General features: G+C 68.7%; 23 protein-coding genes and 1 pseudogene. 11 read left to right on the top strand and 13 right to left on the bottom strand.

What is annotated here, in order from left to right; translation table 11 throughout:
* The first annotated feature begins 56 nt into the window (after nucleotides 1–56).
* The 3 genes from NX1_RS22600 (at nucleotide 57) to NX1_RS22590 (ending at nucleotide 2,726) form a co-directional block, all read left to right on the top strand.
* Nucleotides 57–689: a pyridoxamine 5'-phosphate oxidase family protein gene (locus NX1_RS22600; protein ID WP_068063001.1), complete on the top strand. Its 633-nt coding sequence runs from the start codon at nucleotides 57–59 to the stop codon at nucleotides 687–689.
* 113 nt (nucleotides 690–802) lie between these two features.
* Nucleotides 803–2,023: a Mur ligase family protein gene (locus NX1_RS22595; protein WP_068063139.1), complete on the top strand. Its 1,221-nt coding sequence runs from the start codon at nucleotides 803–805 to the stop codon at nucleotides 2,021–2,023.
* Nucleotides 2,016–2,726: a type 1 glutamine amidotransferase gene (locus NX1_RS22590; RefSeq protein ID WP_068063000.1), complete on the top strand. Its 711-nt coding sequence runs from the start codon at nucleotides 2,016–2,018 to the stop codon at nucleotides 2,724–2,726. The genes NX1_RS22595 and NX1_RS22590 overlap by 8 nt, the downstream gene beginning before the upstream one ends.
* 73 nt (nucleotides 2,727–2,799) lie before the next feature.
* Here the strand turns inward: NX1_RS22590 and NX1_RS22585 are convergent, their stop codons facing one another.
* A complete protein-coding gene (locus NX1_RS22585) occupies nucleotides 2,800–3,717 on the bottom strand; it encodes a transglutaminase family protein (protein ID WP_068063135.1) in 918 nt (305 codons plus the stop codon).
* On the bottom strand, nucleotides 3,714–6,461 hold the full coding sequence (locus tag NX1_RS22580) for a circularly permuted type 2 ATP-grasp protein (protein ID WP_068063137.1): 2,748 nt from the start codon (nucleotides 6,459–6,461) through the stop codon (nucleotides 3,714–3,716). The genes NX1_RS22585 and NX1_RS22580 overlap by 4 nt, the downstream gene beginning before the upstream one ends.
* 376 nt (nucleotides 6,462–6,837) lie before the next feature.
* Between NX1_RS22580 and NX1_RS35575 the strand changes: the two genes are divergently transcribed.
* Nucleotides 6,838–7,041 carry a hypothetical protein gene (locus NX1_RS35575; RefSeq protein ID WP_084501675.1) on the top strand — a complete coding sequence of 68 codons (204 nt, stop codon included), beginning with the start codon at nucleotides 6,838–6,840 and terminating at the stop codon, nucleotides 7,039–7,041.
* Nucleotides 7,042–7,045: 4 nt separating this feature from the next.
* Here NX1_RS35575 and NX1_RS22570 read toward each other — a convergent pair whose 3' ends face one another.
* Nucleotides 7,046–7,690, bottom strand: coding sequence for a Uma2 family endonuclease (locus NX1_RS22570; RefSeq protein WP_068062997.1), 645 nt, complete (start codon nucleotides 7,688–7,690; stop codon nucleotides 7,046–7,048).
* A gap of 105 nt (nucleotides 7,691–7,795) precedes the next feature.
* Between NX1_RS22570 and NX1_RS22565 the strand changes: the two genes are divergently transcribed.
* A complete protein-coding gene (locus NX1_RS22565; RefSeq protein WP_068063133.1) occupies nucleotides 7,796–8,440 on the top strand; it encodes a hypothetical protein in 645 nt (214 codons plus the stop codon).
* A gap of 4 nt (nucleotides 8,441–8,444) precedes the next feature.
* Here the strand turns inward: NX1_RS22565 and NX1_RS22560 are convergent, their stop codons facing one another.
* Genes NX1_RS22560 through NX1_RS22550 form a run of 3 tightly spaced genes read right to left on the bottom strand, consistent with a single transcriptional unit; the run spans nucleotide 8,445 to nucleotide 10,064 of the window.
* Entirely contained in the window at nucleotides 8,445–9,065 is a 621-nt protein-coding gene (locus tag NX1_RS22560; protein WP_068062996.1) for a LysE family translocator, read from the bottom strand.
* Nucleotides 9,066–9,107: 42 nt separating this feature from the next.
* Nucleotides 9,108–9,716 (bottom strand): recombination mediator RecR, encoded by a 609-nt coding sequence (gene recR, locus NX1_RS22555; protein ID WP_068062994.1) that lies wholly within the window; start codon nucleotides 9,714–9,716, stop codon nucleotides 9,108–9,110.
* A 15-nt stretch (nucleotides 9,717–9,731) separates the two neighbouring features.
* A complete protein-coding gene (locus NX1_RS22550; protein WP_068062992.1) occupies nucleotides 9,732–10,064 on the bottom strand; it encodes a YbaB/EbfC family nucleoid-associated protein in 333 nt (110 codons plus the stop codon).
* Between the two features lie 127 nt (nucleotides 10,065–10,191).
* On the opposite strand from NX1_RS22550, the gene NX1_RS22545 reads away from it, so the two are divergent.
* Genes NX1_RS22545 through NX1_RS22535 form a run of 3 tightly spaced genes read left to right on the top strand, consistent with a single transcriptional unit; the run spans nucleotide 10,192 to nucleotide 11,997 of the window.
* Complete coding sequence (locus NX1_RS22545) at nucleotides 10,192–10,767, top strand: hypothetical protein (RefSeq protein WP_068062991.1); 576 nt, start codon at nucleotides 10,192–10,194, stop codon at nucleotides 10,765–10,767.
* Nucleotides 10,768–10,813: 46 nt separating this feature from the next.
* Nucleotides 10,814–11,629 carry a MerR family transcriptional regulator gene (locus NX1_RS22540; protein WP_068062989.1) on the top strand — a complete coding sequence of 272 codons (816 nt, stop codon included), beginning with the start codon at nucleotides 10,814–10,816 and terminating at the stop codon, nucleotides 11,627–11,629.
* 17 nt (nucleotides 11,630–11,646) lie between these two features.
* Nucleotides 11,647–11,997 (top strand): VOC family protein, encoded by a 351-nt coding sequence (locus NX1_RS22535; protein WP_068062987.1) that lies wholly within the window; start codon nucleotides 11,647–11,649, stop codon nucleotides 11,995–11,997.
* Between the two features lie 73 nt (nucleotides 11,998–12,070).
* On the opposite strand, the gene NX1_RS22530 is transcribed toward NX1_RS22535, so the two are convergent.
* Nucleotides 12,071–12,505: an SRPBCC family protein gene (locus NX1_RS22530; RefSeq protein WP_068062986.1), complete on the bottom strand. Its 435-nt coding sequence runs from the start codon at nucleotides 12,503–12,505 to the stop codon at nucleotides 12,071–12,073.
* 225 nt (nucleotides 12,506–12,730) lie between these two features.
* On the opposite strand from NX1_RS22530, the gene NX1_RS22520 reads away from it, so the two are divergent.
* A complete protein-coding gene (locus tag NX1_RS22520; RefSeq protein ID WP_068062982.1) occupies nucleotides 12,731–14,173 on the top strand; it encodes an FAD-binding oxidoreductase in 1,443 nt (480 codons plus the stop codon).
* Complete coding sequence (locus tag NX1_RS22515) at nucleotides 14,170–15,486, top strand: class I SAM-dependent methyltransferase (RefSeq protein WP_068062980.1); 1,317 nt, start codon at nucleotides 14,170–14,172, stop codon at nucleotides 15,484–15,486. Before NX1_RS22520 ends, NX1_RS22515 begins: the two co-directional genes overlap by 4 nt.
* Nucleotides 15,487–15,511: 25 nt before the next feature.
* Here the strand turns inward: NX1_RS22515 and NX1_RS22510 are convergent, their stop codons facing one another.
* Together NX1_RS22510 and NX1_RS22505 are read right to left on the bottom strand one after the other, a co-directional pair.
* Nucleotides 15,512–19,054: a protein kinase domain-containing protein gene (locus tag NX1_RS22510; protein WP_068063130.1), complete on the bottom strand. Its 3,543-nt coding sequence runs from the start codon at nucleotides 19,052–19,054 to the stop codon at nucleotides 15,512–15,514.
* A 250-nt stretch (nucleotides 19,055–19,304) separates the two neighbouring features.
* The gene (locus NX1_RS22505) at nucleotides 19,305–19,946 is read right to left on the bottom strand and encodes an SgcJ/EcaC family oxidoreductase (protein WP_084501674.1); all 642 of its coding nucleotides are present in this window, start codon (nucleotides 19,944–19,946) and stop codon (nucleotides 19,305–19,307) included.
* Between the two features lie 346 nt (nucleotides 19,947–20,292).
* Between NX1_RS22505 and NX1_RS22500 the strand changes: the two genes are divergently transcribed.
* Complete coding sequence (locus NX1_RS22500; RefSeq protein WP_245668634.1) at nucleotides 20,293–20,652, top strand: MarR family winged helix-turn-helix transcriptional regulator; 360 nt, start codon at nucleotides 20,293–20,295, stop codon at nucleotides 20,650–20,652.
* Between the two features lie 2 nt (nucleotides 20,653–20,654).
* Here NX1_RS22500 and NX1_RS22495 read toward each other — a convergent pair whose 3' ends face one another.
* The 4 genes and pseudogenes from NX1_RS22495 to NX1_RS36990 form a co-directional block, all read right to left on the bottom strand.
* Nucleotides 20,655–21,749 (bottom strand): esterase-like activity of phytase family protein, encoded by a 1,095-nt coding sequence (locus NX1_RS22495; RefSeq protein ID WP_245668633.1) that lies wholly within the window; start codon nucleotides 21,747–21,749, stop codon nucleotides 20,655–20,657.
* A gap of 133 nt (nucleotides 21,750–21,882) precedes the next feature.
* Entirely contained in the window at nucleotides 21,883–24,033 is a 2,151-nt protein-coding gene (locus NX1_RS22490) for a 3-hydroxyacyl-CoA dehydrogenase NAD-binding domain-containing protein (protein ID WP_068062979.1), read from the bottom strand.
* 39 nt (nucleotides 24,034–24,072) lie between these two features.
* Nucleotides 24,073–25,287 (bottom strand): acetyl-CoA C-acetyltransferase, encoded by a 1,215-nt coding sequence (locus NX1_RS22485; RefSeq protein ID WP_068062978.1) that lies wholly within the window; start codon nucleotides 25,285–25,287, stop codon nucleotides 24,073–24,075.
* A 335-nt stretch (nucleotides 25,288–25,622) separates the two neighbouring features.
* A pseudogene (locus tag NX1_RS36990) lies at nucleotides 25,623–26,030 on the bottom strand (DNA polymerase III subunit gamma/tau); the annotation flags it as partial.

The following is a 26,030-nucleotide window of genomic DNA, read 5'->3' as shown; positions in this document are numbered from 1 at the left end:
TGCCGTCGTTGGATATTCGGTCGCCCCGGTCGCGACGGCGGTGCTTCAATCGAAAGATGGGCGAGACCACGGAGATCACCGACCCCGCCGACCTGCGCGCGCTGCTGGGCGCGGTGATGCCACGCGCGGCGACCAAGGAGCGCGTCGCGCTGCACCCGCGCGACCGCGAGTGGATCGCCAACTCCCCCTTCCTGGTGATGAGCACCAGCGACGCCGACGGCAACTGCGACACCTCTCCCAAGGGCGACCCTGCGGGTTTCGTGAAGGTGCTCGACGACCACACCATCGCCATCCCGGAGCGCCCTGGCAACCGCAGGGCCGACGGCTACCTCAACATCCTGTCGAACCCGCACGTCGGCCTGCTGTTCCTGATCCCGGGCCGCCGCGAGACCCTGCGCATCAACGGCCGCGCACGCTTGGTCCGCGACGCGGCGTACTTCGACGACATGGTGGTCAAGGGTCACCGCCCGATCCTCGCCGTCGAGGTCGCCGTCGAACAGATCTTCTTCCACTGCGCCAAGGCGTTCATCCGCAGCCACCTGTGGGAACCGCAGGAGTGGGCCGCCGACACCTTGCCCAGCGCCGCGCGCCTGGTCAAAGAGGTGCAGGCGAACGTCACGGAGACGGTCGAGGAGCTGGAGCGGTACTACTCGCCGGAGAATTACGCGACCAAGTTGTACCAGGACTGAGCCGCACCGACCGCGCGCGAACACCACCCGACGTGACAGCGCGCACCCCCGCCGACACTGTCGAGGCACCGCCCGCACCTCGCACATAGACTCTCGGCGTGGCGAAGATATCGATGCGTGGGCGGATCGCCCTGCGGGCCGCGGCGGCAGCGTCGTGGGCCTCGCAGAAGGCGGGACGCGGCAAGGGTTCGATGATCGGCGGCCTGATCGCGCTGAAGATCGATCCGACCATCATGGATCAGCTCGGACGCGGCAGGCGCACGGTGCTGGTGACCGGGACCAACGGCAAGTCGACGACGACGCGGATGACCACCGCCGCGCTGAGCACCCTCGGACAGGTCGCCACGCAGGCCGACGGCGCCAATATGGACGCGGGGATCGTCGCCGCGCTGAGCACGCACCAGGGTGTGCCGCTGGCCGCCATCGAGGTGGACGAACTGCACCTGCCGCACGTCAGCGATTCGCTGAATCCGGCCGCCGTCGTCCTGCTCAACCTCAGCCGCGACCAGCTGGACCGGGTCGGCGAGATCAACATGATCGAACGCAAGCTGCGCGCCGGGCTGGCCCGCCACCCCGACACCGTGGTGATCGCGAACTGCGACGACGTGCTGGTCACCTCCATCGCCTACGACCACCCGAACGTGGTGTGGGTCGCCGCGGGCAGCGGCTGGGCGATGGACGCGACGAGCTGCCCGCGCTCCGGGGAGCCGATCGTGTGGGAGGGCGCGCACTGGCGCAGCACCGGCACGAACTTCGAACGGCCGCAACCGGATTGGTGGCTCGACGGGAACGATCTCGTCGGCCCCGGCGGGGAACGCCACCTGCTCGAGCTGGCGCTGCCCGGCCGGGCCAACCGGGGCAATGCCGCGCAGGCGGTGGCCGCGGCCGTCGCGCTCGGCGCGGAAGCGGCCAAGGCCGTCGTGGCCGCAGGGACGGTGCGCGAGATCGCCGGGCGCTATCGCACCGTGCAGGTCGGCGAGCACGCCGCCCGTCTGCTGCTCGCCAAGAACCCAGCGGGCTGGCAGGAAGCGCTGTCGATGATCGAGCCGACCGCGGCCGGACTGGTGATCGCGGTGAACGGGCAGGTGCCCGACGGCGAGGACCTGTCCTGGCTGTGGGACGTGCGTTTCGAGCACTTCGAGGGCGTACAGGTGGTCGCCTCCGGCGAGCGCGCCACCGACCTCGCCGTGCGCCTCACCTACGCGGGCGTCGAGCACACCACCGTGCCCGATCCGTTGCGCGCCATCGCTTCCTGCCCGCCCGGTCAGGTCGAGGTGCTCGCCAACTACACCGCGTTCCGCGACCTCAACCGCGACTTGGAGAATCATGGGTGACTCGACCGTACGGATCGGCCTGGTACTGCCCGATGTGATGGGCACCTACGGCGACGGCGGGAACGCCCTCGTGCTGCGCCAGCGCCTTCGCATGCGCGGCTACGATGCCGAGATCGTGGAAATCACGCTGCCCGAACCGGTTCCGAACTCGCTGGACATCTACACCCTCGGCGGCGCGGAGGACTCGGCGCAGCGGCTGGCCACCCGGCACCTCCAGCGCTACCCAGGCTTGCAGGAGGCGGCCGCGAAAGGCGCTCCGGTGCTTGCCATCTGCGCCGCCATCCAGGTGCTCGGCAACTGGTACGAGACCTCGTCGGGCGAACGCGTCGACGGCGTCGGCCTGATCGACGTGACCACCTCACCGCAGGCCAAGCGCGCCATCGGCGAGGTGACGACCAGCCCCATGCTCGCGGGTCTCACCGCGCCGCTCACAGGTTTCGAAAATCATCGCGGCGGAACGAAACTCGGCCCCGAGGCGACCGGCTTGGCGCGCGTCACCCGCGGCGTCGGCAACGGAGTTGGCGACGGCCTCGAAGGCGTGGTCCAGGGTTCGTGCATCGGCACTTACATGCACGGTCCCGCCCTCGCCCGTAACCCGGAGCTGGCCGACCTCCTGCTCACCCGTGCCCTCGGCGTCGACGCGCTCGAGCCGCTGAACCTCCCCGAGGTCGATCAGCTCCGCCGCGAACGCCTGCGCGCCTGAGCCTCAGCGTCACGGCGCTTCAGGATCACAGCGCTTCAGGATCACAGCGCTTCGGTGTCACGGAGCCTCGGGCTCACGGCGCCTCGACCGGAGTGACGTCCACCGCCACGGTGATCGCGCTCTCCTTGGCCTCGGTGTAGATGATGCCGCGCAACGGCGGCACATCCGCATAGTCGCGACCCCACGCGGCGACGATGTAGCGTTCGTCGGCGAGCTGATCGTTGGTCGGGTCGAAGCCGATCCAGCGACCCGCGCGCTCGGCCGGGCTCCCGCCGGGTATCCACACCGCGGCCCAGGCGTGCGTGGCGTCCGCGCCGATCATGCGCTCCTTGCCCGGCGGCGGGTCGGTGGCCAGATAGCCGGACACGTACCGGGCGGCCAGCCCGTGCGAGCGCAGGCAGGCCGCGCCGATTCTTGCGAAATCCTGGCAGACGCCGGTGCGCGCGGCGAACACGTCGATGACCCTGGTCGAGACGTTCGTCGAGCCGGACCGGTAGGCGAAGTCGCGGTGGATGCGGGTAGTCAGCTCGCGCACCGCGGCGAGCAGCGGACGGCCCGGCGTCAGCGATCGCGCGGCATACGCGGTGACCTCGTCGGTGATCTCCGGCGGGTGCAGGTCCAGGGTGAATTCCACTGCGAGCGGACCGTTTCCGTGGCCGGGGCGGGCGGACTCCCACGGCAGCACGGCCGGTCCGTCCGCCAGTTCGGCGGGCGGGTCGACCTCGACCGTGGACTCGGCGCTGACCACCAGCTCCCGATGTCCGGCCGTGACGTGGAAATAGCAGGTGGTGTTGCCGTACACGTCGGCGCCGACGGACCGGTCCGACGGCGCCGGGTCGATGTGCACGTCGTGCGCGAGCAGCCGCTGCCCAGGGAACTCCCGCGGAGTCAAATAGGCCCGGCCGTAGGAGCTGGTGACCTGCTGGGAATAGGAGTACGTGGTGCGGTGCGCCACCCGATACCGCCGGGTCGCCCCGTCGCCGCCGATCATCCGACCACCCGGGTGCTGCCCCACAGCGGCTGAATGCCGATCGGCAGAGACAGTTTCGTCGTCTCGAAGGATTCCGCGATCTTGCGCAGCCGCAGGTGCACGCCTTCGAGCAGGTCGGCCAATTCGGTGCGCCTTCCGTTCTCGTCGGTGACCTCCAGCTCGTCCGGGTCGAGGCGGCGCAGGATGCGCTGCGCTTCGGCGAGCAACCGTTGCGGCCGTGAGGATCCCGAGGCGCCGGGCAGCGCGGCGAAATCCGTCTCCAACCGTTCCAGCTGGTAGGCCAGCGACCGCGGATTGCCCCTGTCGAACAGCAGCAGCCCGGCCACCGCCGAGACACGGACCGAATCCCGGTGCCGCCGGTGGTAACTCACCGAGGACTCGGCGGCTTGCAGCACCGCCTCGGTGACCACCCGCTGAGCCTCAGCGGGGTAGGTCTCGGTCAATGCCGCGGAAAGCAATGCTGTCAGTGCGAGTCCGCGCTCGACGCGTTTGCCGATATCCGTGACGAACCAGCCGATGTCGCGCACCACGGATTCGGACCAGATGCCCGCCAGCGAGAGCAGCGCGGCGAGCGTCTGCGCGTGCACCGCCGAGAGCGCCGTCTCCTGATCGCCTCCGCTGCCACGGTATTCGGCGAGCGCCCGGTCCATCGAACTCAGGATCATCCAGGTGTCGTGCGAGAGCTGGTCGCGCACGGCGCGCGCCGACGAGCCGTATCGATCGATCGCGAACGCGAGCGATCCGGGCAGTTCACGGTCGATGGTCAGCGATTCGAGGTAGTCGTGCCCCTCGCGGGACGCGCCCGCGACCGCGGCGACCCAGCCGTTGCCGTGCTCGGCAGCCTCCGCCGGGCGCGGGTGCGCTTCGTCCGAAAAACCTGTTGTCGCACTCGATGATTCGACGGGACACGGTGGACGCATGTCGCCGACAACCGCGTCGGGCGCGGTCGTGCACGTGGTCGCGGCCAGCGCCGACATCAGCACGGTCACCGCCTCCGCGCCCTCCATCCACGGCCGGTAGCGGAAGTCCTGGTAGCGGTCGTGGGTCGCCATCAGCAGTCGAACCGCCGCCTCGGCGCGTTCACCGTAGCGGCCCATCCAGAACAGATCGTTGAGCACGCGGGGCGAGCTGATCGCCTCGACGACGGGCGCGATCCGCCGCTCGCGCGCCTCGTGCGGCGCCTCGGCGCTGACGGCGGTCGTCGCTGCGGGCGCGGCGCGGACCCAGACGTCCTTGGCCGCGATCTTGATCACCATCCGGTCCGGCTGGGTGCGCTGGCGCAGCTGACCGAGGCCGCCCGCCATCGCGGTGAATCCGCCGCGGCGGGCGATCGAGAACAGCCGCATGCCCACCGGCGCCGCCGCCAAGCCGCCGTAACCCTGCACGGCGGGGGCCACCGAGAACTGGGCAGGCTCCTGCCCGACCCATCGCCAGCCGTTCGTCTCGATGCGCCGCCGCAACTCCTCGCGCATGGTGGCCGTGAGGTCCGGCCCGAACAACGTGGCGCCGTCCACCGTCGACCGGATGATCAGGTTCGCCAGATTGGCGAGCAGATGCGAACGCTCGCTCGAGTCGCCGCCCCAGTACGTGGGCGCGCTGTCGAGCAGTAGATCCTCGCCGAGCAACGCGCGCGATATCCGCGGCAGAAACGCCGCCAGCGCAGGGTTTTCCAGCAATCCGCTGCCGAGGGTGTTCACCACGGTCACCGCGCCGCGGCGCAGCACCTCGACCAGTCCGACCACCCCGAGATGCGAATCCGGCCGCAGGTCGAGCGGATCGGAGAATTCCGCGTCCACCCGTCGCAGCACCACGTCCACCCGCCGGAGCGTGCCGAGCGAACGCATCCACAGCGCGCCGTCGCGCACCACCAGATCGGCGCTCTCGACCAGCGGGAACCCCAGTCGCGACGCGAGATACGCCTGATCGAAAGCGGTTTCGGAATGCACCCCCGGGCTCAGCACCACCACCACCGGGTCGTCGGCGGCCACCGGCGCGGCCTCGATCAGCAGCAGCCGCATCGCCCTGGCGAACGGCGTGAGCGGGCGCGGGCTGGAGTGCTCGAACGCCTCCGGGATCGCGGTCGAAACCACGCGCCGGTCGGCCAGCGCGTAACCGGCGCCCGACGGCGCCTGCGCCCAGTCGGCGATAGCGCGGAACTCGCCGTCGCTCCACCGGCTGATGTCGCAGCCGTGCAGGAACAGCTGGTGTCGTCCGGGGATCGTGATGCCGTGCGCGGCGCGCACATAGCCCGTGTTGCCGAACACCACCTCCGGCGGCAGCAGACCGGAGGTGATGGTGCGGCGCGAGCCGTAGACGTCGGTGAGCACCTCGTCCAGCACCCGGGAGCGCTGCACGAGACCGGCCTCGAGCCTGGTCCAGTCGTCGGCCGAGACCAGCAGGGGGATCGGGTCGAGCCGCCACGGCGTCGGAATCGCGGCCTCGCCCGCCCGCACCACCTCGGTGTAGGTGATGCCGTCGTCTTCGATCAGCCTGCGCACGCGGGTGTCCAGCCTGCCGAGGCCGGCGATGCCGATTTCGACGAAGTCGGCCGAGAGCTCCGACCACATCGGCCGCACCTTGCCGTCGGCGTCGACCAGTTCGTCGTAGTAGCCGCCGGTCGGCCTGCCGCATTCGTCGTAGCCGCCGCTGTGCCCGCCCTCCGCGCGGTACCGCGCGAACTGCTCGGCGATCTGTTCTCGCACGTCGGCGGCGGTCGCCGCCGGGGGCACCGCATCGGCGACCATGCCGACCTCACCTCCGCTGTCAGACGTTGCGCGTCCGGCCGTGACCCACGGGCGTCCGGTGCGCGCGCACCGGTCGCCGACCGGTGTCCATACGTGCGGATCGGGGGTGCTCTGCGCGCCGATGCCGGTCGACTGTGCAGCCATCTTCGCACGTGAATCCCTCGATCAACCCGAGTCTCGGTGTGTCCACCGGTCTCGACACGCCGGTTGCGGCACGATTGCCAGGCCCGGCGTCGACGCGTCCGGGCTTGGCGCGCAAGCATTTTCACCACTCGGCACGCCGCGAAACGCTCCGACACGCCGGTCACGGCCTCCCACCACCCGCCACTGGCGAGTGCTATTACCGAATCACCAACCGATCTCGTCAGGAGGTCCCATGCGCGTGACCTGTACATCCTGCGAATCCGCGGTAGACCACTGCCACGGAACCCTGATCGTCCACGCGGGTCGCATGCCCGAATGCACCGACCCCGGCTGCACCGCCTTCTGCCACGCCCGGCATACCTTCATCGTCGACTGCTTCGACATAGCAGGCGGCTGCGCCTGCGCCACCGAAACCCCCACCCGCCGCCAAGCCTGACCGTTCAGTCGACGTCTTCGTCGAGGTCTTGCCAGGTAGCCTGCACTTCGAAGGGCAAATACGTCTCGATAGCCGGAGCCAGCAGGTCATTGGGATTGCGGGTCCGGAGGCTGTGCAGGGCGTATTCGCCCGCGGAGCTGAGCGTGAGCATCTCGACCGAAATCGCTGGGCCGTCGTCGTTGGCCATTCGCACGATCCAGTAGTTCGGGATGCCGAGCCGGGCGTACTCCGCCCGTTTATCGATGAGATCCGTCGTGCGGGTCGTCCGGGAGACGACTTCGACCACCAGCACGGCGTCCGCCGCAGTAGGCTTCCTCTTCCACTTGGGCCGCGGTTCCTCGATACAGCGGTAGACGACCACATCCGGCCGCTTGTAGTGCAGAGGTACTTCCGACACCAGCATGTCCACCTCGCGCATGATTCGCAGACACGGTGCGTCGGAATCACGCTTCGCGCGGCCATCCATCAGCGCGCGCTCGATGTTGCTGGCGATGGCGCAGTGATTGGGCGAGGCTGATTCGCAATGAACGATCATCCCGTCCTTGATCTCGATATTGCGCGACATTTCCTCGGGCATTGCCAGGTAGTCGTCCATATCCGCCGGCAGGATGTAGGTCTTCGGGGAAGACCAGTCGAACAGTTCCGACATGCGACCGTCCTTCAGGCTGGTAGTCGCAGTAATCGTAGGTCAATCCGCACGTCTGGTCCCCCGGTGGGCGGCGAGCCGGTGGGTAGCTCCCCGTACGCTGGCCGGGTGAACTACGACCACGTGTTGTTGCCGTCCGGGGTTGCCGCGAGCCCGACCGAGGTCGAGGCGTATTTGACCGGGCAGCAGGGGGTGGCCGAGGCCGCGGTGGTGGCGCAGATGGCGGCGGAGATCAACGAGCGGAACCTGGAGCTGCCGGAGGAGGACAGCTTCCTCAGCGAGGAGTCCGTGGGCGGGGCGGCGAACGGGGCCGTGCTGCACGTGGCGTGTCCGTACGACGCGATCGGCTACGTGCGCGAGCTGCTGTTCGACATCGCGACGCCGCGAGACTACGCGATCTACGATCCGCAGCTGGCCTGGCTGATCGACCCGGCGGGGCACGTGCCGGTCACCGTCACCCACGGCGGCGCGGGCGCGTTCCCATATCTCACCGAAGCGCTTGTGCGGCAGTGGGTTCCGGAGCTCGCGGCGCCGAACCCGTACCTGATCGTGGAGCGGGCCGACCACGACTACATCCAGACCTACCGCGGCAAGCCCGGCGAATACACCGTCGAATACCGCGACGGCGGACCCGATCGGCACTACGGCGCCACCGTCGAGGACCCCGCCACGGTCGCGGACCTGATCTGGGCGTGGACCACCGGCGAGCGTGACGCGCTCGCCCGCGTCCCGTGGACCCGCGTGGAGTTCTGATCGCCTACTGGTTCTGCACGGCCAGCCGCCCCGCGAGCGCCACGAACGACACACCGAACACCCGCCGCATCCACGTCACCACCATCGGCCGCGCGATGACATACGTGCGCACCGCCGCCGCGCACGCGCCGTAGGCCGCGAACACCACGAAGGTGGCCAGCATGAAGATGCCGCTCAGTTCGAGCATTCGGGCCAGCGCGTTCGGCGCGCCCGCGGGCACGAACTGCGGCAGGAACGCGAAGAAGAAGATCGTCAGCTTCGGATTCAAGATGTTGAGCAGCACCGCCGAGGCGATCACTTGGCGCGCGCTGGGCGCGGCGCGACCGGCTCCGGCGTCGGGAATGGCGAGCGCGCCCTTGTCCCGCACCGTGTTCCACGCCATGTACAGCAGATAGGCGACGCCGAGGTACTTCAGCGTCTGGAAGGCGACGGCACTGGCGTTCAACAGCGCCGCGAGACCGGTCACCGCCGCGATCATGTGCGGGATGATGCCGAGGGTGCAGCCGAAGGCCGCGACGACGCTGGCGCGTACGCCGCGCGAAAGTCCGGCCGCCAGGGTGAACAGGACGCCGGTGCCGGGGGTGGCGACGATGACGAGCGTCGTCAGCAAGAACTCGATGCTCATCCCCCGCACTGTAATCCGCGCGACCGGACGAAGCCGGAGAACTTACAACGCACGCCTGCCGGAAAGGGCTCGCCCCAAGGTTAATTCGTCGGCGAACTCCAGATCGCCGCCCATGGGCAGACCGGAGGCGAGCCGCGTCACCGCGAGACCGGGGAAATCGCGCAGCATCCGCACCAGGTAGGTGGCCGTCGCCTCGCCCTCGGTGTTCGGGTCGGTCGCGATGATCACCTCGCTGACGTCGACGCCGTCCTGTTGATTGCCGATGCGCCCCAACAGCTCCCGAATCCGCAGCTGGTCGGGCCCGACGCCACTGAGCGGGTCGAGCGCTCCCCCGAGCACGTGATAGCGGCCACGGAATTCACGGGTGCGCTCGATCGCCTGGACGTCCTTGGGCTCCTCGACCACGCAGATCATGCTGCGATCACGACGAGGATCGGCGCAGATGCGGCACAGCTCGCCGTCGGAGACGGTGCCGCACACCACGCAGAACTGCACGCCGTCGCGCACTTTCTGCAGCGCGGCCTGCAACCGGTCGATCTCCGGCGGCTCCACCTGGAGCAGATGGAAAGCGATGCGCTGCGCGCTCTTCGGACCGACGCCGGGCAGCTTGCCCAGCTCGTCGATCAGATCCTGTACCGGACCCTCGTACAACCGTCCCGTCCTCGATCAGAAATCCGGCAGCCCGGGCAGCGAACCGCCGCCGGAGAGCGGTCCGAGGCGCTCGGCCGCCAGCCGCTGCGCGTTGCTCATCGCGTCGTTGACCGCGCCGATCACCAGATCCTGCAAGCTCTCGACATCGTCGGGGTCGACCACCTTCGGGTCGATGGTCAGCGACAGCACCTCGCCGGTCGCCTTGATCTGCACCTGGACCAGACCGCCGCCCGCCTGTCCCTCCACCTCGGAAGCCGCGATCTCGGCCTGCGCCTGCATCACCGCCTGCTGCATCTGCTGCGCTTGGGCGAGTAACTGCTGCATGTCGAACTGACCCTCAGGCTGCACGGCTCGTCCTCTCTGGGGGAGATTGTCACGGTTCAGACTAGTCCTCCCGCATATGTCGAGACAGCCACCCCGGCCCGCATAACCTTGATGTGGGTCGGCATACGGATTCGGTATTTCTGGAGACGGTATGAATACAGACCGCGTACTTCTCGTGGGCGCCATGGCGCTTTCGGCCCTCTTCCCGATCCTCGGCCCTGGCACACCCGCGGCCTCGGCGGATTCCGAGGTGATCCCGGCGGCGTCCGACTACGGCGGCGGCTGCGTGCTGTATCCCGGCGACAAGGCGGCCACCCTCGATTCGCTGCGCTTGCGTTGCACGCCCGAGCAGCAGGACGCGATCTTCCACGACGCGCCGTCCGGCGCGGTGCCGATGGGCGTCAGGGACGGCTGGGTGGTCCGTCCCGCCTACGTCCAGGGCATCACGCCGAGCCTGTGGATCGGCAAGACCTTCTACACCGGCCCCGACGGCGGCTACCTGTTGAACCGGCTGACCAGCTCGGGCATGGAGGCCTGGCGCGCCGACGTGTACCGCGCGCCCGCGATCTTCGACGGCGGCCCGGCGTGGGCGCTGAACTACGACCCGTCACCGACCCCGCCGCTCTACGACGAGATCCGCGAGGTGACCCCCGGCGTGTGGCTCGGCTACTCGTGGTGGCGCGGCGCGATTCAGACCACCCTGCTGCTTACCTTCGCGCTGGCCTGAACGGGTCGCTTGACTCTCCCCTCACTGGAGGGTGTTCGCTGAGCGAATGACCGCGACCGTCTCGATCGGTGAGTTCGCCAGGCTGACCTACCTGAGCGTGAAGACGCTGCGCTACTACCACGACATCGAGCTGCTCGAACCGGTGTCGGTCGACCCGGGCTCCGGTTACCGGCGCTATTCCACCGAGCAGGTGGCGCAGGCCCATCTGATCCGGCGCCTGCGCCGCCTCGACATGCCGCTGCCGGAGATCAAGGCCGTGCTCGCCGCGCCCGACGTCGGTGCGCGCGACAGCGCGCTGCGTGCGCATCTGGAGCGCATGGAGGCCGAACTACAGCGGACCCGCGAGGTGGTGGCCTCGCTGCGTTCACTGCTGACCGAGGCAGCGCCGATCTCGGTGAATTACCGCTCGATTCCGGCATTTCCGGCGCTGGCCGTCACCGGCTTCGTCGAGCGCGACGGTATCGATGCGTGGTGCGGTCGTTCGTTCACGCTGCTCTACGAGACCTTGGCGGCCGCGGGCGTTGCTCCCGCCGGAGTCGGCGGCGCCACTTACTCGATGGAGTTCTTCGAAGACGACGCGGGCGAGGTGGTCGCCTTCGTGCCGATCGCCATGCGCGAGGCCATCGAACCGCCCGAAGGACTTTCGGTGCTGGAACTTCCCGCGCGCCGTTTCGCCGTCGCCGTGCACAGCGGCGCCTTCGAGGACTTCGACCGCACCTACGGCGCGCTTGGCAGCCATGTCGCCGAACACGACACCGCGCTGCCCGAGCCGGTGCGCGAGCTCTACCTGGTGGCCCCGAACGACACCGACGACCCCACCGAATACATCACCGAAGTCTGCTGGCCCATCGGCGGACGCTGAGACAGGAGAGAACAACCATGACGCTGTCCATCGCCAACGTCACCTTCGACTGCGAGAACGCGGGCGCGCTAGCCGGATTCTGGGCGGAGCTGCTCGAACTGCCCGTCGACGAGGAGGCCAGTGAGTTCTTCGCGACCGTCGGACGAGCATCGGGACGGTCGCCGGTGCTGATGTTCATCCAGGTGCCGGACAAGACGCCAGGCAAGAACGTCGTGCACCTCGACCTGCACGCGCCGCAGTGGCGCGAACAGGTCGAACGCGCGGTCGCCCTCGGCGCGAAGCACATCGCCGATTTCGACGAGTACGGGCAGCAATGGGCCACGCTGGCCGACCCGGAGGGCAACCTCTTCGATATCGGCGCCGCTTGACGACCGCCGAACGAGGCCGGGGCCGGGTCTTTTCCACGACCCGGCCCCGGCCTCGTTCGAGTGCGATTCGAGCTCAGGCCAATTCGCGCCGCAGATTCTCCAGCACCTCGGCCTGGATCTTCTTCAGGCCGAGCGGCGCGAAGATGCCCTCGAAGATGCCCGAGATGCCGCCCGCGCCCTTCCAGGTGGTGCGCAGCGTGACTTGCGCGCCGTCGCCCTCCGGCGTCACGGTCCAGGTGTTCACCATGGTGGAGTTCGAATCACGCTCGGTGACAATGGAATCGGACACCGAAACGACGGCGTGCACATTCCGTGAGCGCTTTTCGGTTGCCTGCAAGGTCCATTCGGCCACGGTGCCCGCGCCCTTGCCACCCTCGACGACCTTGTAGTCGCGGTAGTGCGGAGAGAGGATGCGCGGACGCACCGTGTCGTAGTCCGCGATGGCCTCCAGCGCGCGCTTCGGATCCGCGGCGACGGTGATCGAACTGCTGGCGCTGACCTGTCCCACTATGTGCTCCTTGTCCGGGTGCGGTGTCTCGACCGTCCCCTATCCTGCCCTGCGCCCCCATGGGCGCGGCGTCCAGCCCGACCGCGTTTCGCTCCGTGTCCGATCGCGCCGCTGCCACGCGGAACACCGGGTATTCCCGATGCAACATTCCCGTGACATTTATCCCGGCTTGATCATTTCTCAGTGGCTGAAGGTCACGGTGCGTACTAGCGTCGAGGGGTGGCAGTGAGTCTGTTGGGGAAGGCCGGTCACGGTCCGGCCGCACGCGAATCAGGGTTTGCCGCGCATCGAGCGGGTGTGGATCGCCTCTTGGCGAGTTATCGCGCCATACCCGCGAACGCCAACGTGCGGCTGGCGAAGAAGACCTCGAACCTGTTCCGGGCGAGGGCGAAGAACACCGCACCCGGCCTGGACGTCTCCGGTCTGGCCTCGGTGATCGCGGTGGACAGGGACGCACGAACCGCCGACGTCGCGGGTATGACCACCTACGAGGACCTGGTGGCCGCGACCCTGCCGTACGGGCTGGCGCCGCTGGTGGTTCCGCAGCTCAAGACCATCACCCTCGGCGGTGCGGTCACCGGACTCGGCATCGAGTCCACCTCGTTCCGCAACGGCCTCCCGCACGAATCCGTGCTGGAGATGGACGTGCTGACCGGAGCGGGCGAGCTGATCACCGCGCGGCCTGGCGGCGAGCACGCGGATCTGTTCCGCGGCTTCCCGAACTCCTACGGCACGCTCGGCTACACCGTCCGGCTGAAGATCGAGCTCGAGCAGGTCGAGCCCTACGTGGCGCTGCGCCACGTGCGGTTCCGCGACCTGCGGGAGCTGGAGGCCGCGATCGCGCGGATCGTGGACGAGAAGTCCTACGACGGCGAGCGGGTCGACTACTTGGACGGCGTCGTGTTCACCGCCGGCGAGAGCTACCTGACCCTCGGCAGGCAGACCGACGAGCCCGGCCCGGTCAGCGATTACACCGGGATGGACATCTACTACCGCTCGATCCAGCACGAATCCGCCGAACCGAAGCGCGATCGCCTCACCATTCACGATTACCTGTGGCGCTGGGACACCGACTGGTTCTGGTGCTCGCGCGCCTTCGGCACGCAGAACCCGAGGATCCGCCGGTTTTGGCCGAAGCGCTACCGGCGCAGCAGCTTCTACTGGAAGCTGGTCGCCCTCGACCACAAATACGACATCGGCGACAAGCTGGAGGCCCGCAAGGGTAACCCGCCGCGCGAACGGGTGGTGCAGGACATCGAGGTCCCGGTGGAGCGCACCGCGGATTTCGTCGAGTGGTTCCTGCGCGAGATCCCGATCGAGCCGATCTGGCTGTGCCCGCTGCGCTTGCGGGACACGGGCGCGCCCGCCGCGACGGGCGAACGCGCCTGGCCGCTCTACCCGATCGAGCCGAACCGGACCTACGTCAACGTGGGATTCTGGTCAGCCGTGCCCACCGTTCCCGGACAGCAGGAGGGCGCGGCCAACCGGGCCATCGAACGCACGGTGACCGAATACGACGGGCACAAATCGTTGTACTCGGACGCCTATTACGACGAGGACGAGTTCGCGGCGCTCTACGGCGGCGAGACCTACACCGAACTGAAGAAACGCTACGACCCGGACCAGCGCTTGCTGGATTTGTATTCGAAGGCGGTGCAAAGGAAATGACGACTTTCAAGGACCGTTCCGACGTGTTCGCGGATCTGGGAACCAAGCTGAGCATTGCCGAGATCTTCGAGACCCTCGTCGACGGCGAGGTCCCGATTCGCCTGACCGCCTACGACGGCAGCGCGACCGGGCCGGAGGATTCGGACTACACCCTCGACATCAAGACGCCGCGCGGCATCAACTACCTGGCTACCGCGCCCGGCGATCTCGGCATGGCGCGCGCCTACATCGCGGGCGACATGACCGCGACCGGCGTCCACCCCGGCGACCCGTACGACCTCCTGAAGGCGATGCAGGACTTGAAGTTCCGGCGTCCCTCGGCGCTCGCGCTGGTCACCATCGCGCGCTCGCTCGGCTGGGAGCGGCTCAAGCCGGTCGCGCCGCCGCCGCAGGAGACGCTGCCGCGCTGGCGCAGGATCGCGTTCGAGGGCCTGCGCCACTCCAAGACCCGCGACGCGGAGGCCATCCACCACCACTACGACGTCTCGAACGCCTTCTACGAGCACGTCCTCGGCCCGTCGATGACCTACACCTGCGCGGCCTACGGCGACGAGAACTGGACGCTGGAGCAGGCCCAGGAGAACAAGTACCGCTTGGTCTTCGAAAAGTTGCGCCTGAAGGAGGGCGACCGGCTGCTCGACATCGGCTGCGGCTGGGGCGGCATGGTGCGGTACGCGGCGCGGCGCGGCGTGAAGGTCATCGGCGCGACGCTCTCGGCGGAGCAGGCCGAGTGGGCGCAGCGCAAGATCGCCGAAGAAGGACTGTCCGATCTCGCCGAGGTGCGGCACTCGGACTACCGCGACGTGCCGGAGGGCGAGTTCGACGCGGTGTCCTCCATCGGTCTCACCGAGCACATCGGCGTGCACAACTACCCGTACTACTTCGACTTCATCAAGGGCAAGCTGCGCGACGGCGGCCTGTTCCTGAACCACTGCATCACCAGACCGGACAACACCCGCAGCACCAAAGCGGGCGATTTCATCGACCGGTACGTGTTCCCGGACGGCGAACTGATCGGCTCCGGCCGCATCATCTCCGAGATCCAGAACATCGGGCTGGAGGTGCTGCACGAGGAGAACCTGCGCGAGCACTACGCGCTGACCCTGCACGAGTGGTGCAAGAACCTGGTCGCCAACTGGGACGCCTGCGTCGAGGAGGTCGGCGAGGGCACCGCCAAGGTGTGGGGTCTGTACATGGCGGGCTGCCGGCTCGGCTTCCAGCGCAACGTGGTTCAGCTGCACCAGGTGCTCGGCGTCAAGCTGCCCGCCGACGGATCGTGGACGGTCCCGCTGCGCCCGTGGTGGGAGGCGTAAGCAGAACGTCGCAGCCGCTACCCGCTCAATCCAGGAGTTCTTCCAGGAACAGGGCGGGTAGCGCCACGTCCTCGAGCTGATCAGGCGCGGTGCGCATCTCGGTGCGCAGCACGCGCAGAATGCCGACCACGCCCGGTCCCGCGTCCAGCAGCGGACGGGTCCAGCCAAGTTCCGCGCAGGTGGCGGCGGCCGGGAGCAGCAGTCCCGCTGCCTCGCCGACCCAACCCGAGGCGGCGAGGCATTCAGCGAGCAGCAGGGCGGTGTCCAATTCCGCTCGGGGACGGTTCTGTTCGAGCATCCGGCTGTGCAGGGCGCGGGCGCGGCGCACGGCGGTGTCGTCCGAGTGCAGTGCCTTGCGTCCGAGCAGGCCGCGAATACCGGCGATCTCCTCGGCTTCGGCGGTGAGCGCGGCGGAGCCGACCAAGCGGTGGTGCACGACGCCGAGCGCTTCCGCTTGCCCGTCGCCGCGGGGCTCGACGGGCAGGCCGAGGCGCAGCCGCTCGGCGCGAATGTGCGCGGCCAACCGGACCAACCGCTGCTCGGCGGCCACGCGGGCGCCGTCGTCCAGCCGCGCCGCCGCGGTGGCGAGATCACCGCGGACCGCCTTCACCCTGGCGCCGGTGACGTACGTCGAGATCAGGAAGTCGACCGGGCCGACCCGGGTGACCAGCTGGTGGCTCTCGTCGAGCAGCCGGTCGGCGGTGTCCAGATCGCCCCTTCGATAGTTCAATTCGCCGAGCAGCGCCGAGGCCACCCGCACCGCGTCGGTACGCGGGCCCGAGCGGAGCCTGGCCGTCTCCCACGCCTGCTGGAAACACTGTGTCGCCGTGGCGATATCGAGCTGTTCGTAGGCCGCTGCGCCCTGCCCGCACAGACCGAACACCGCACCGAGCGGATCCTTCGAGACGGCGTGGTACGCGGCCGCCCAATCCTGGATGGAGCGGGCGCCCTCGAAGTCGAACTCGCACAACCGCACGAACGAGATCAGGTTCGCGGCGGTGGAAATGGTCCAGGCGGGCAGCTCGTCGGCATGCTCCAGGCAGCCTTCGATCCGATCGAGCACGCCCTCGGTGTGGTCACGCGCGATCTGGTCGGCGGCGTTGAGCACCGCGGCCTCCCAGCGCTGCTGGATCACGTCGGCGTCGCCCGCCGAGCCGCGGGCCAGCATGTTCGACAGCCTGCCGAGCGCGCTGCGCGCCGCGCTCGACTGCTGAAGGTTCACGTTCGCCCTCGCCACCGCCATCAACAGCTTGGATCGCGAAGCCACCTGCTGCACTGGCAGTTTCGACACTGTGCCGAGCAAGGTGGCCAGCCGGGACGCGTCGATGAGATCCATGCCGCCGCCTTCGAGCAGGTCGAGCGCCATCTTCAGATCCGCCGCGGCCAGCGCGTGGTCGACCGACTTGCGCAGCAGCTGATGTTCGGCGTACCAGCGGGAGGCCTTGCGGTGCAGCGTCTTCAGCTTCCCGGGATGGGTCCGCTCCAGCCGCGCCCGCAGATGCTCGGCGAACAGCGGCTGCATCCGGTACCACTCAGGATCGTGCTCGATGCGCCGCAGGAACAGCTCGCGCTGCTCGGCCTGGGCCAGCAGCAGCTCGGCCTCGCTGTCGTCGGACAGCGCGGCGGCCAGCGGAGCCGAGACGCGCTCGGTCACCGAGATCGCGGTGAGGAAGTCCAGCATTCGCGGTTCGAGCGCGTCCAGCACGTTCTCGGCGAGATACTCGCGGATGCCGTGGCTGCCCTCCGACAGTGTCGCGATCAACTGGTCGGCGTCGGCGTTGCCGCGCAGCGAGAGGCTGATCAGCTGGATGGCGGCGGGCCAGCCGTCGGTGGTCTCGTGGATCTGCTCCAGCTGCGCCTCGGTGAGCGCGAAACCGTTGCGCTCCACCAGAATCTGCTTCGTCTCGGCCATGGTCAGCCGCAGCGCCGCCGACCCGATCTCGACCAGCTCGTCGTGCACTCGCATCCGGCTGGTCGGCAGGCCGGACTGTTCCCTGCTGGTCACCACGAAGCGCAGGTGATGGGAGCCGTTGTCGAGCAGCGACTCCATCACGCGGTGCGTGCCGGGATCGCTGACCCGGTGCCAGTCGTCGACCACCACCACGATGGTCTCCCCGCTCGCGTGGATCTCGTTGATGAGGGTCGTGATGACATAGGGGACCGCATCGCCCGCGCGTTCCTCGAGCGCTCGGTCGAGTCCGGCGCCGATGTCGGGGCGCACCCGGTGGATGGCCTGGATGAGGTGTGCGAGAAACCAGATCTCGTTGTCGTCGTCCTGGTCGACGCCGATCCACGCCACCGGCACGCCGCCGCCGGCCAGCTCCGCACGCCACTGGGCGGCCACCGTGCTCTTGCCGAACCCGGCGGGGGCATGGATCACCGCCAGCCTGCGGCGGCCGCCCCCGCGCAGAATGTCCAGCAGGCGGGGCCGCGGAACCGGTTCGAGGGCCGGGGACGGCGGGTGGAACTTCGTCGCCGCGGTGGGCGGCATGGTCGCCGGGCTGCTCGGATGCCGCGAGACGGCGGGCCGCAGCGTCAACGGCCAGCTGCGGCGCGTCACCGCTCGGCGGGTGCGCGTCGATGGTTGCGCTTCGGCGGGGTGCTCGCCGTCGTGTTCCTCGAGCGACTCGGTGGTGTCGAGCAACGCCATCTCGTCGGGCAGCTGTTCGTGCTCCCGCTGCACCGTGCGCAGCAGCATGCCGAATTCGAACGCCGACTCCGGCCGGTCGGCCGGGTCGGGCGCCATGGCCCGCTCGATCGCCTCGGCCACGTCGGGCGGGATGTCCTGTTCGCGCAGATCCGGCACCGGCTGGGTGGTGATCCGCAAGAATTGCGCCACCACCTTCTCCCCCGCCTGCCTTTCGAAGGCGGCGTGGCCGGTAAGCAGCGCGAACAGCGTCGCGCCGAGACCGTAGATGTCCGAGCGGACGGTCGGCTCCTCGCCCTTGAGCACTTCCGGCGCGGTGAACGCGGGGGAGCCGGTGATCATGCTGCTCGAGGTGCGGAAGCCGCCGGGGATCCTGGCGATGCCGAAATCGGTGAGCTGCGGCTCGCCGTAGCCGCTGAGCAGCACGTTGGCGGGCTTGACGTCGCGATGCAGGATCTGCGCCCGGTGCGCGCTCTCGATCGCGCCCGCCAGCTTCACCCCGGCCCGCAGCGAATCGGCCCAGGTGAGCGGGCCGCGTTCGCGGATGAGCTGTTCCAGCGAGCCGTGGGTGCAGTACGGCATCACGATGATCGGCATCCCGCTGGCGGTGACGTCGACCTGCAGGATGTCCACGATGTTCGGGTGGCCCGAGAGCCTGCCCATGGCCTGTTCCTCGCGCAGGAAACGCTCGCGGCTCTCGACATCGATCTCGGAGGAGAGCACCTTCACCGCGACGACCCGTTCCAGCGCCGTTTGCAGGCAGCGGTACACCACGCCGAATCCGCCCCGGCCGATCTCGACGGCGCCGGAGAGCCCCATGACCTCGAGCTCGTCGGCGATGCCGATCGGCTCGCTGCGCTGGGTGTCCGCGCCGCGTCGAGTCTCCCCGACGCGCTGCGTTGCCGCGGCGCGCGGATCCATCTCCCGCTGGGCATTCGGATCGGCCTGGGACGCTTCGGGACTGACCTTGCCCGAACCCGCCTGTGGATTCACGTGACCACCTCGAACTCACATCGAATCGGCGTCACCGGCGATCGTTGAACATGCCGACGTCGGGCACCGTCGACCACCCGGTGCCCGAATTGTCTGCGCATACTCCAACGTAGCGTGGTGCACGGCCGGTTGGGTGAAGATTGCGGCAGTGTCGTCCCCACCCGTGGCCGCCGCGCGATCAACGCTCGGCGGCCGGCCTGGTGTCGGGCGCGAACAGGAACGAGATTCGCTCCATGACGTTGCCGCGCTTGGTGTTGTGGAAGGCCGCGACAAGCCACCGTCCGTTCTGCTTGACCAGGGTGTAGGTCTGGGTCTTGGTCAGCTCGTCTGCGCTCTTGCGTTCGCCCTTGTAGGTGTCGCCGCGGCTGGTGACCACCGCCGTATCCGGACCGTAGAACCGCATGCCGAGGTAGGAATCGGCGAGTTTTGTGCCCTTCAGGAAACCGCCGAACAGCGCGCGGTGCGCTTCGACGAGATCGGCGTTGCCCTCGTAGTAGGTGCCGACATAGGTGGTGTACGTGGCGTCCTCGGTGAATACGCTGCCGAAGGCGTCGGCGTCGCCCGCGGCCCACGCCTCGGTGAGCCGGTCGAGGACAGCGCAGATCTCGGCGACGGCCTCCGGCGTCGCGGCCGCCCCGGACGGGACGAGGTCCGAGCAGTCCGAGGTCCCCAGATTGCGCACCCCGGAGGTCTTGTCCAGCCAGAGGTATCCGCCGCCTGCGGCGAGCCCGAGGACGAGCGCCGTCGCGGCGAGGACGCGAACCGTCTTGCGGCGACGCGGGTGCGAGGGGCTGGTGGTGGCCGAATCGATGGTGGTCATGATGCCCTCCGTGATAGATTTCTGCTTGGAAGAACTTTCTTCGTTGAAGATTTCTCTTCGTTGAGGCAGAGATTAGGAGATGGAGGTAATCGTGTCAACAGGGCGATCGGAAGCAACGCGATCGGGCGCACCGCAATCGGCTCCAGGGCGCTCGGACGCGGCACAGTCGGGCCCGGCGCAATCCGGCTCAGGTCGATCGGACACGGCGCAATCGGGCCCAACCCAATCCGCCCCGGACCAATCCGACGCCGCGCAGTCAGGGGTAAGGGCGCGATCGGAGGCGAGTGCGATTTATAGCCGCTACCTCAGCGCGCTCATGCTGCACGGACAGGCCGGAGCGCGGGCGGTGGACCTCGGAGCCACCGACCTCTACGCGCTCAACGTGCTGGAACTCAGCGGCCCGATGACGCCGGGAGAACTCGGCGCGCGCACCGGCCTCACCACCGGCCCGACCACCCGGCTGGTCGACCGGCTGGAGGAGGCGGGCTACGTGCGGCGGGTTCCGGTCCCCGGCGACCGGCGCAAGATCACCGTCGAACTGGTCGAAACGCCAGCCGAACTGGATCGCGTGCTGGCCCCCGCGCGGCGGCGCGTCGGCGAGATCATCGCCGGATACCAGCCCGAGCAGCGCGAGCTGTTGTTCGACTACTTCCGCCGCGCCGCCGACGCGTTTTTCGATGCGACGGAAGAACTTCGCGCCGACTGAGCTCAGCGCACCGCGAGCGCGACGAGCTGGGTGATCTGATTCGCGGCGAAGTTGTCGTCGCTCACGAGCACAAGCGTCCGCTCCCCGGAGGGCAGCCGCGGCCCCCAGGTCATGCCCTCGATGTTGTCGATGTCCGTGAGCCCGATGTCGGCCAGGTCGACGAGCAGCCGCTTGGCGACCGGGCGCGCGTCGCCGAGCGGGGCGTCGAGCACGTTGGTCGCGCCCGTGGTGTCGGCCTCGTAGATGCGAATCTTGTTGCCGACGCCCTCGACGTACGCGCGCTCCAGCACCAGGAACTTCGCCGGATCGAGCGGATCGGCGGCCAGGATCGAGGCGACGCCGTTGCCGCCGCGTCCCGGCTCCGGCCGCGACTCGGCGAACACCGGCTCCATCGGATACGCGTACTGCGCGAGCAAAGGCCCGAAGCGCGCCTGCACCGCGATGCGGGTGAGCGCGCCCGAGGTCACCGTCGCGTCGGGTCCGTCCTGCAACAGCGGGCCCTCGACGGCCGTCACGAACAGCGCGCCGCCCGCGGCGAAGGTCGCCGCCTCCAGCGCCGCGTTGCGGCGCGGTCCGGCGTCCGGCCGCATCCGCTCGTCGTCCGGGATCGGCAGTTCGGCGACGAACGTCCCGTCCGGCCGCGCGACGCGCACGGATGGGTCGGCGAGCACGCCCTCCGCGCGCTCGCCCTCCTGGGTCCAGAAGTAGTCGCCCGTCCACGGATCGACGCGAATCTCCTCCGGGTCGACCGATTTCGCCGGGTGGACCGTGCCCGCGGCGGTGCGCAGCGGAAACGTGCCGGTGAAAGCCACCGGGCCGACACCATCGGCGTCGACCGTGAAGCGAGCGGTGTAGCCGCGGGCCGGGGCGCGCTCCGAGCGGTCGTCGCTGATCAGCACGTATTCGCCTGTGCCAGGCAGATAGTCGATGCCGGACAGACCGCCGACCGCTGTGCCGTGAAAGTCCATCGCGCGCGGCAGGATCTGCTGACCGAGCAGCCGCACGGCAGGTTCGGCGTGCGCCGCGGGCGCCGCGGTCAGCGCGGCGACGCCGACCGCGAGGGCGAGCGGGAATCCGATTCGTCTGCGCACTGCCACGCGCCACACCGTAGCGGCACTCACGAACCGGGCGGTGAACGCCATCGGAACACCGGCCCGGAGACGACGGAAGCCCGCCACCGCGAAAAGCGGTGGCGGGCTTCGCCGTTGCGCGATTACCTACGCGGCGCGATTACTTGCGCAGCGAGACCGGAACCTCGAAGCGGTCGCCGTACTTGGCCTTCAGCTCGTCGGCGCGAGCAACGAAGGCCTCCTGGCCGCCCGGGTAGCCGACGATGAACTGGTGCACACCACCGGTCCAGGCCGGGTAGCCGATGCCGAAGATCGAGCCGATGTTGGCGTCGGCGGTGGTCTCGAGCACACCTTCGTCGAAGCACTTCTGGGTCTCGATCGCCTCGATGAACAGCATGCGGTCGATCAGGTCCTGGAGCGGCACATTGAAGTCGGTGACCGACTTGAAGTGCTCGCGCAGGCCCGGCCACAGGCCAGTCCGCTTGCCGTTCTCGTCGTACTCGTAGAAGCCGGCCTTCTCCAGGCGACCCGGACGACCCTCGTTCACCAGGTACTCGATGACGTCGATGGCCGGGTGCCGGGTCTTGCCCATGGCGGCGTCGCCGCGGGCGATGGCCTCTTCGGTCTCCTTGGCGATCTTCAGCATGAGCTTCATGTTCAGCTCGTCCGACAGCTGCAGCGGCGCGGCCGGGTAGCCCGCCTGCGAACCTGCCTGCTCGATGGTCGCGGGGTCGATGCCCTCGCCGAGCATGGCGATCGCCTCGTTGACGAAGGTGCCGATCACGCGCGAGGTGAAGAAGCCGCGGCTGTCGTTGACGACGATCGGGGTCTTCTTGATCGCGAGGGTGTAGTCGAACACCCGGGCCAGCGCCTCGTCCGAGGTCTTCTCACCCTTGATGATCTCCACCAGCGGCATCTTGTCGACCGGCGAGAAGAAGTGGATGCCGATGAAGTCCTCCTGGCGCTTCACGCCGGTCGCGAGACCGGTGATCGGCAGGGTGGAGGTGTTGGAGCCCAGCAGCGCGTCCGCGTCGACGATGTCCTCGATCTCCTGGAACACCTTGTGCTTGAGCTCGGTGTTCTCGAAGACGGCCTCGATCACGAAGTCGACGCCGGCGAAGTCGGCCGCGTCGGCGGTCGGCTTGATCCGATCCAGCAGCGCCTTGGACTTCTCCTCGGTGGTCTTGCCGCGGGAGAGGGCCTTGGCCTCGATCTTCTCGGAGTAGTTCTTGCCGCGCTCGGCCGCCTCGATGGTGACGTCCTTCAGCACGACCTCGTAGCCGGCCTTGGCGGAGACGTACGCGATGCCCGCGCCCATCATGCCCGCGCCGAGCACGCCGACCTTCTTGATGTCCTTCTTCGGCACGTCCTTCGGACGCGAACCGCCGTTGTTGATCGACTGCAGGTCGAAGAAGAACGCCTGGATCATGTTCTTCGCGACCGGGCCGGTCAGCAGGCTGACGAAGTAGCGCGACTCGATGAGCGAGGCGTTGTCGATGTCGACCTGCGCGCCCTCGACCGCGGCGGCCATGATGGCGCGCGGCGCCGGCATGTTGGTGCCCTTGAGCTGCTTACGCAGGTTGGCCGGGAACGCGGGCAGGTTCGCCGCGAAGGCCGGGGTGGACGGGGTGCCACCGGGGATCTTGTAGCCCTTCTTGTCCCAGGGCTGCACGCCACCCTCGGGGTTGGCCTTGATCCACGCCTTGGCGGCGGGCACCAACTCCTCGATCGAGCCGACGACCTCGTTGATCAGGCCGATCTCCTTGGCCTTGCCCGGGCGGTACTTCTGGCCCTGTAGCAGCACCTGCATGAGCGCACCCTGGAGTCCGAGCATGCGCACGGTGCGGGTGACGCCGCCACCGGCGGGCAGCAGGCCCAGGCTGACCTCGGGCAGGCCCAGCTGCACACCCGGCACGTCGGCCGCGATGCGGTAGTGGGTCGCGAGGGTGATCTCCAGGCCGCCGCCGAGCGCGGCGCCGTTGATCGCGGAAACGACCGGCTTGCCGAGCAGCTCGAGGCGACGCAGCGCACCCTTGATGGTGCCCAGCTCGTCCATGAGGGCCTGGCCGTCTTCCGGGCCGACCTTCATCATGTTCTTCAGGTCGCCACCCGCGAAGAAGGTCTTCTTCGCCGAGGTCAGCACCACACCGGTGATGCTGTCCTTCTCGGCCTCGAGCCGGTCGACGGTCGCGGTCATCGACGTCTTGTACAGCTCGTTCATCGTGTTGGCGCCTTGGTTCGGGTCGTCCATCGTCAAAACGACGATGCCGTCCGAATCCTGCTCCCAACCGATCATGTTGGTCTCGCTCACAGCTCTGTGTCTCCTTGAATTCTGTGCTGTCGGTTGGGGTTAGACGCGCTCGATGATGGTCGCCACGCCCATGCCGCCACCGATGCACAGCGTGATCAGCGCGTAGCGGCCGTTGCGGCGCTCCAGCTCGTCGACCATGGTGCCGGTGATCATCGCGCCGGTAGCGCCAAGCGGGTGGCCCATGGCGATCGCGCCACCGTTGACGTTCAGCTTCTCGTCCGGGATGTTCAGGTCCTTCTGGAACTTCAGCACCACGGAGGCGAAAGCCTCGTTGATCTCGACCAGGTCGATGTCGTCGAGGGTCAGGCCCGCCTTGGCCAGCGCCTTCTTGGCGGCCGGGGTCGGACCGGTCAGCATGATGGTGGAGTCGGCGCCGCTGGTAGCGGTCGCGACGACGCGCGCACGCGGGGTCAGGCCGGAGGCCTTGCCCGCCTCTTCCGAACCGATCAGCACCAGCGCGGCGCCGTCGACGATGCCGGAGCTGTTGCCGCCGTGGTGCACGTGGTTGATCTTCTCCACGAAGTGGAACTTCTGCAGCGCCACCGCGTCGAAGCCGCCCATCTCACCGATCACGGCGAAGGAGGGCTGCAGCTTGGCCAGGTCCTCGGCGGTGGTGCCGGGACGCATGTGCTCGTCGCGGTCGAGCACGACGAGGCCGTTCTGGTCCTTGACCGGAACGATGGACTTGGCGAAGTAGCCGCCGGTGGTGGCCTTGGCGGCCAGGTCCTGCGAGCGCACCGCGTAGGCGTCGACGTCATCGCGGGTGAAGCCCTCGATGGTGGCGATCAGGTCGGCGGAGACGCCCTGCGGCACGAAGTAGGTGTCGTAGTTGGTGGTCGGGTCCATCGCCCAGGCGCCGCCGTCGGAGCCCATCGGAACACGGGACATGGACTCGACGCCACCGGCGATGACCAGGTCGTCGAAGCCCGAGCGCACCTTCTGCGCGGCCAGGTTGACGGCCTCGAGGCCGGAGGCGCAGAAGCGGTTGAGCTGGAAGCCGCCGACGGTGTCGGGCAGGCCCGCCACGGTCACGGCGGTGCGGGCGATATCGGCACCCTGGTCACCCACCGGCGCGACGACACCGAGGATCAGGTCCGAGATCCGGTCCTCGTCGAGGTTCGGGAAACGGCCGCGCAGCTCCTGGATCAGACCAACAGTCAGGTCGATCGGCTTGACCGAGTGCAGCGAACCGTTCTTCTTGCCGCGGCCGCGCGGGGTGCGGATGGCCTCGTAGATGTAGGCCTCTGTGGTCATATCGGAGTGTTTCCTTCCTTGGGGTGCGCCTGCACCGCGTTTGTGCGGCACGGCCGCGGGTCACCTCGCCGACCGGCCATGAGACCGACCGTCCGTATTCAGTTTGCCGTGCTCACGAGGCCCAGCGCGGCTACGAATGCTCCGTCCCCGGACCCGTCGCTCGCACCGCATAACGCTGTACAAAAGTCGGCGAGCACCGGCGGACGTACGTTCCGGACACGCCCATACGCCTGGGCATACCATAGAACGCCGCCACACCGGAGCTCACGGCCACCCGTTCATACTACCGTCGTGTGCGAACTCCGGTTAACTTAACGTCCTCGAGGCGGTGGTTGTCAACCATCCAGCCGTGTGGCACCCAGCTCACTGCGGAGCAATTCCAGGGCGACCTCGTCGGGGTCGTGGCGGGCCTCCGGCGCCACCGGCTTGGCGGCTTCGGCCAGCATCTCCTGTTCCTCTTCCGGGGTGGACGGACCCGGCACTCCGCCGGAGCCGACTCCGGCCGGACCGGAGAACGATTCGTACCCGCCCGGATCAGGCGGCGGATAGTCGCCGGGGCCCGGGTCGTCGGGTAGATCGGGATAGTCGGGCGGCGGGATGTCGTCGTCGCCGGATCTCGTCGGCGGAGCGGGCCGCTGCGCGCGAGCAGGCGCGTCACCGGCCGCGTTCGCCCTGTTCTGGCTGGGTCGCGAGAACCGAGGCGGACCCGCCTCGGCGCGACCGCCTTGATTGCCCGCGCCGCG

Origin of the sequence: Nocardia xishanensis NBRC 101358 (assembly GCF_001613365.1) — a bacterium.
Classification (GTDB): domain Bacteria; phylum Actinomycetota; class Actinomycetes; order Mycobacteriales; family Mycobacteriaceae; genus Nocardia; species Nocardia xishanensis.
Note: the sequence above shows the minus strand (reverse complement) of the source record. Positions and strands in the feature narration are given on the sequence as shown.

Coding starts and splice junctions, on each gene's coding strand:
- NX1_RS22505 (WP_084501674.1), bottom strand. CDS start 19,946: ATGACCACCATCGATTCGGCCACCACCAGCCCCTCGCACCCGCGTCGC.
- NX1_RS22585 (WP_068063135.1), bottom strand. CDS start 3,717: ATGATCGGCGGCGACGGGGCGACCCGGCGGTATCGGGTGGCGCACCGC.
- NX1_RS22590 (WP_068063000.1), top strand. CDS start 2,016: ATGGGTGACTCGACCGTACGGATCGGCCTGGTACTGCCCGATGTGATG.
- NX1_RS22580 (WP_068063137.1), bottom strand. CDS start 6,461: ATGGTCGCCGATGCGGTGCCCCCGGCGGCGACCGCCGCCGACGTGCGA.
- NX1_RS22570 (WP_068062997.1), bottom strand. CDS start 7,690: ATGTCGGAACTGTTCGACTGGTCTTCCCCGAAGACCTACATCCTGCCG.
- NX1_RS35575 (WP_084501675.1), top strand. CDS start 6,838: ATGCGCGTGACCTGTACATCCTGCGAATCCGCGGTAGACCACTGCCAC.
- NX1_RS22485 (WP_068062978.1), bottom strand. CDS start 25,287: ATGACCACAGAGGCCTACATCTACGAGGCCATCCGCACCCCGCGCGGC.
- NX1_RS22560 (WP_068062996.1), bottom strand. CDS start 9,065: ATGAGCATCGAGTTCTTGCTGACGACGCTCGTCATCGTCGCCACCCCC.
- NX1_RS22600 (WP_068063001.1), top strand. CDS start 57: ATGGGCGAGACCACGGAGATCACCGACCCCGCCGACCTGCGCGCGCTG.
- NX1_RS22545 (WP_068062991.1), top strand. CDS start 10,192: ATGAATACAGACCGCGTACTTCTCGTGGGCGCCATGGCGCTTTCGGCC.
- NX1_RS22540 (WP_068062989.1), top strand. CDS start 10,814: ATGACCGCGACCGTCTCGATCGGTGAGTTCGCCAGGCTGACCTACCTG.
- NX1_RS22535 (WP_068062987.1), top strand. CDS start 11,647: ATGACGCTGTCCATCGCCAACGTCACCTTCGACTGCGAGAACGCGGGC.
- NX1_RS22510 (WP_068063130.1), bottom strand. CDS start 19,054: ATGGATCCGCGCGCCGCGGCAACGCAGCGCGTCGGGGAGACTCGACGC.
- NX1_RS22595 (WP_068063139.1), top strand. CDS start 803: ATGCGTGGGCGGATCGCCCTGCGGGCCGCGGCGGCAGCGTCGTGGGCC.
- NX1_RS22515 (WP_068062980.1), top strand. CDS start 14,170: ATGACGACTTTCAAGGACCGTTCCGACGTGTTCGCGGATCTGGGAACC.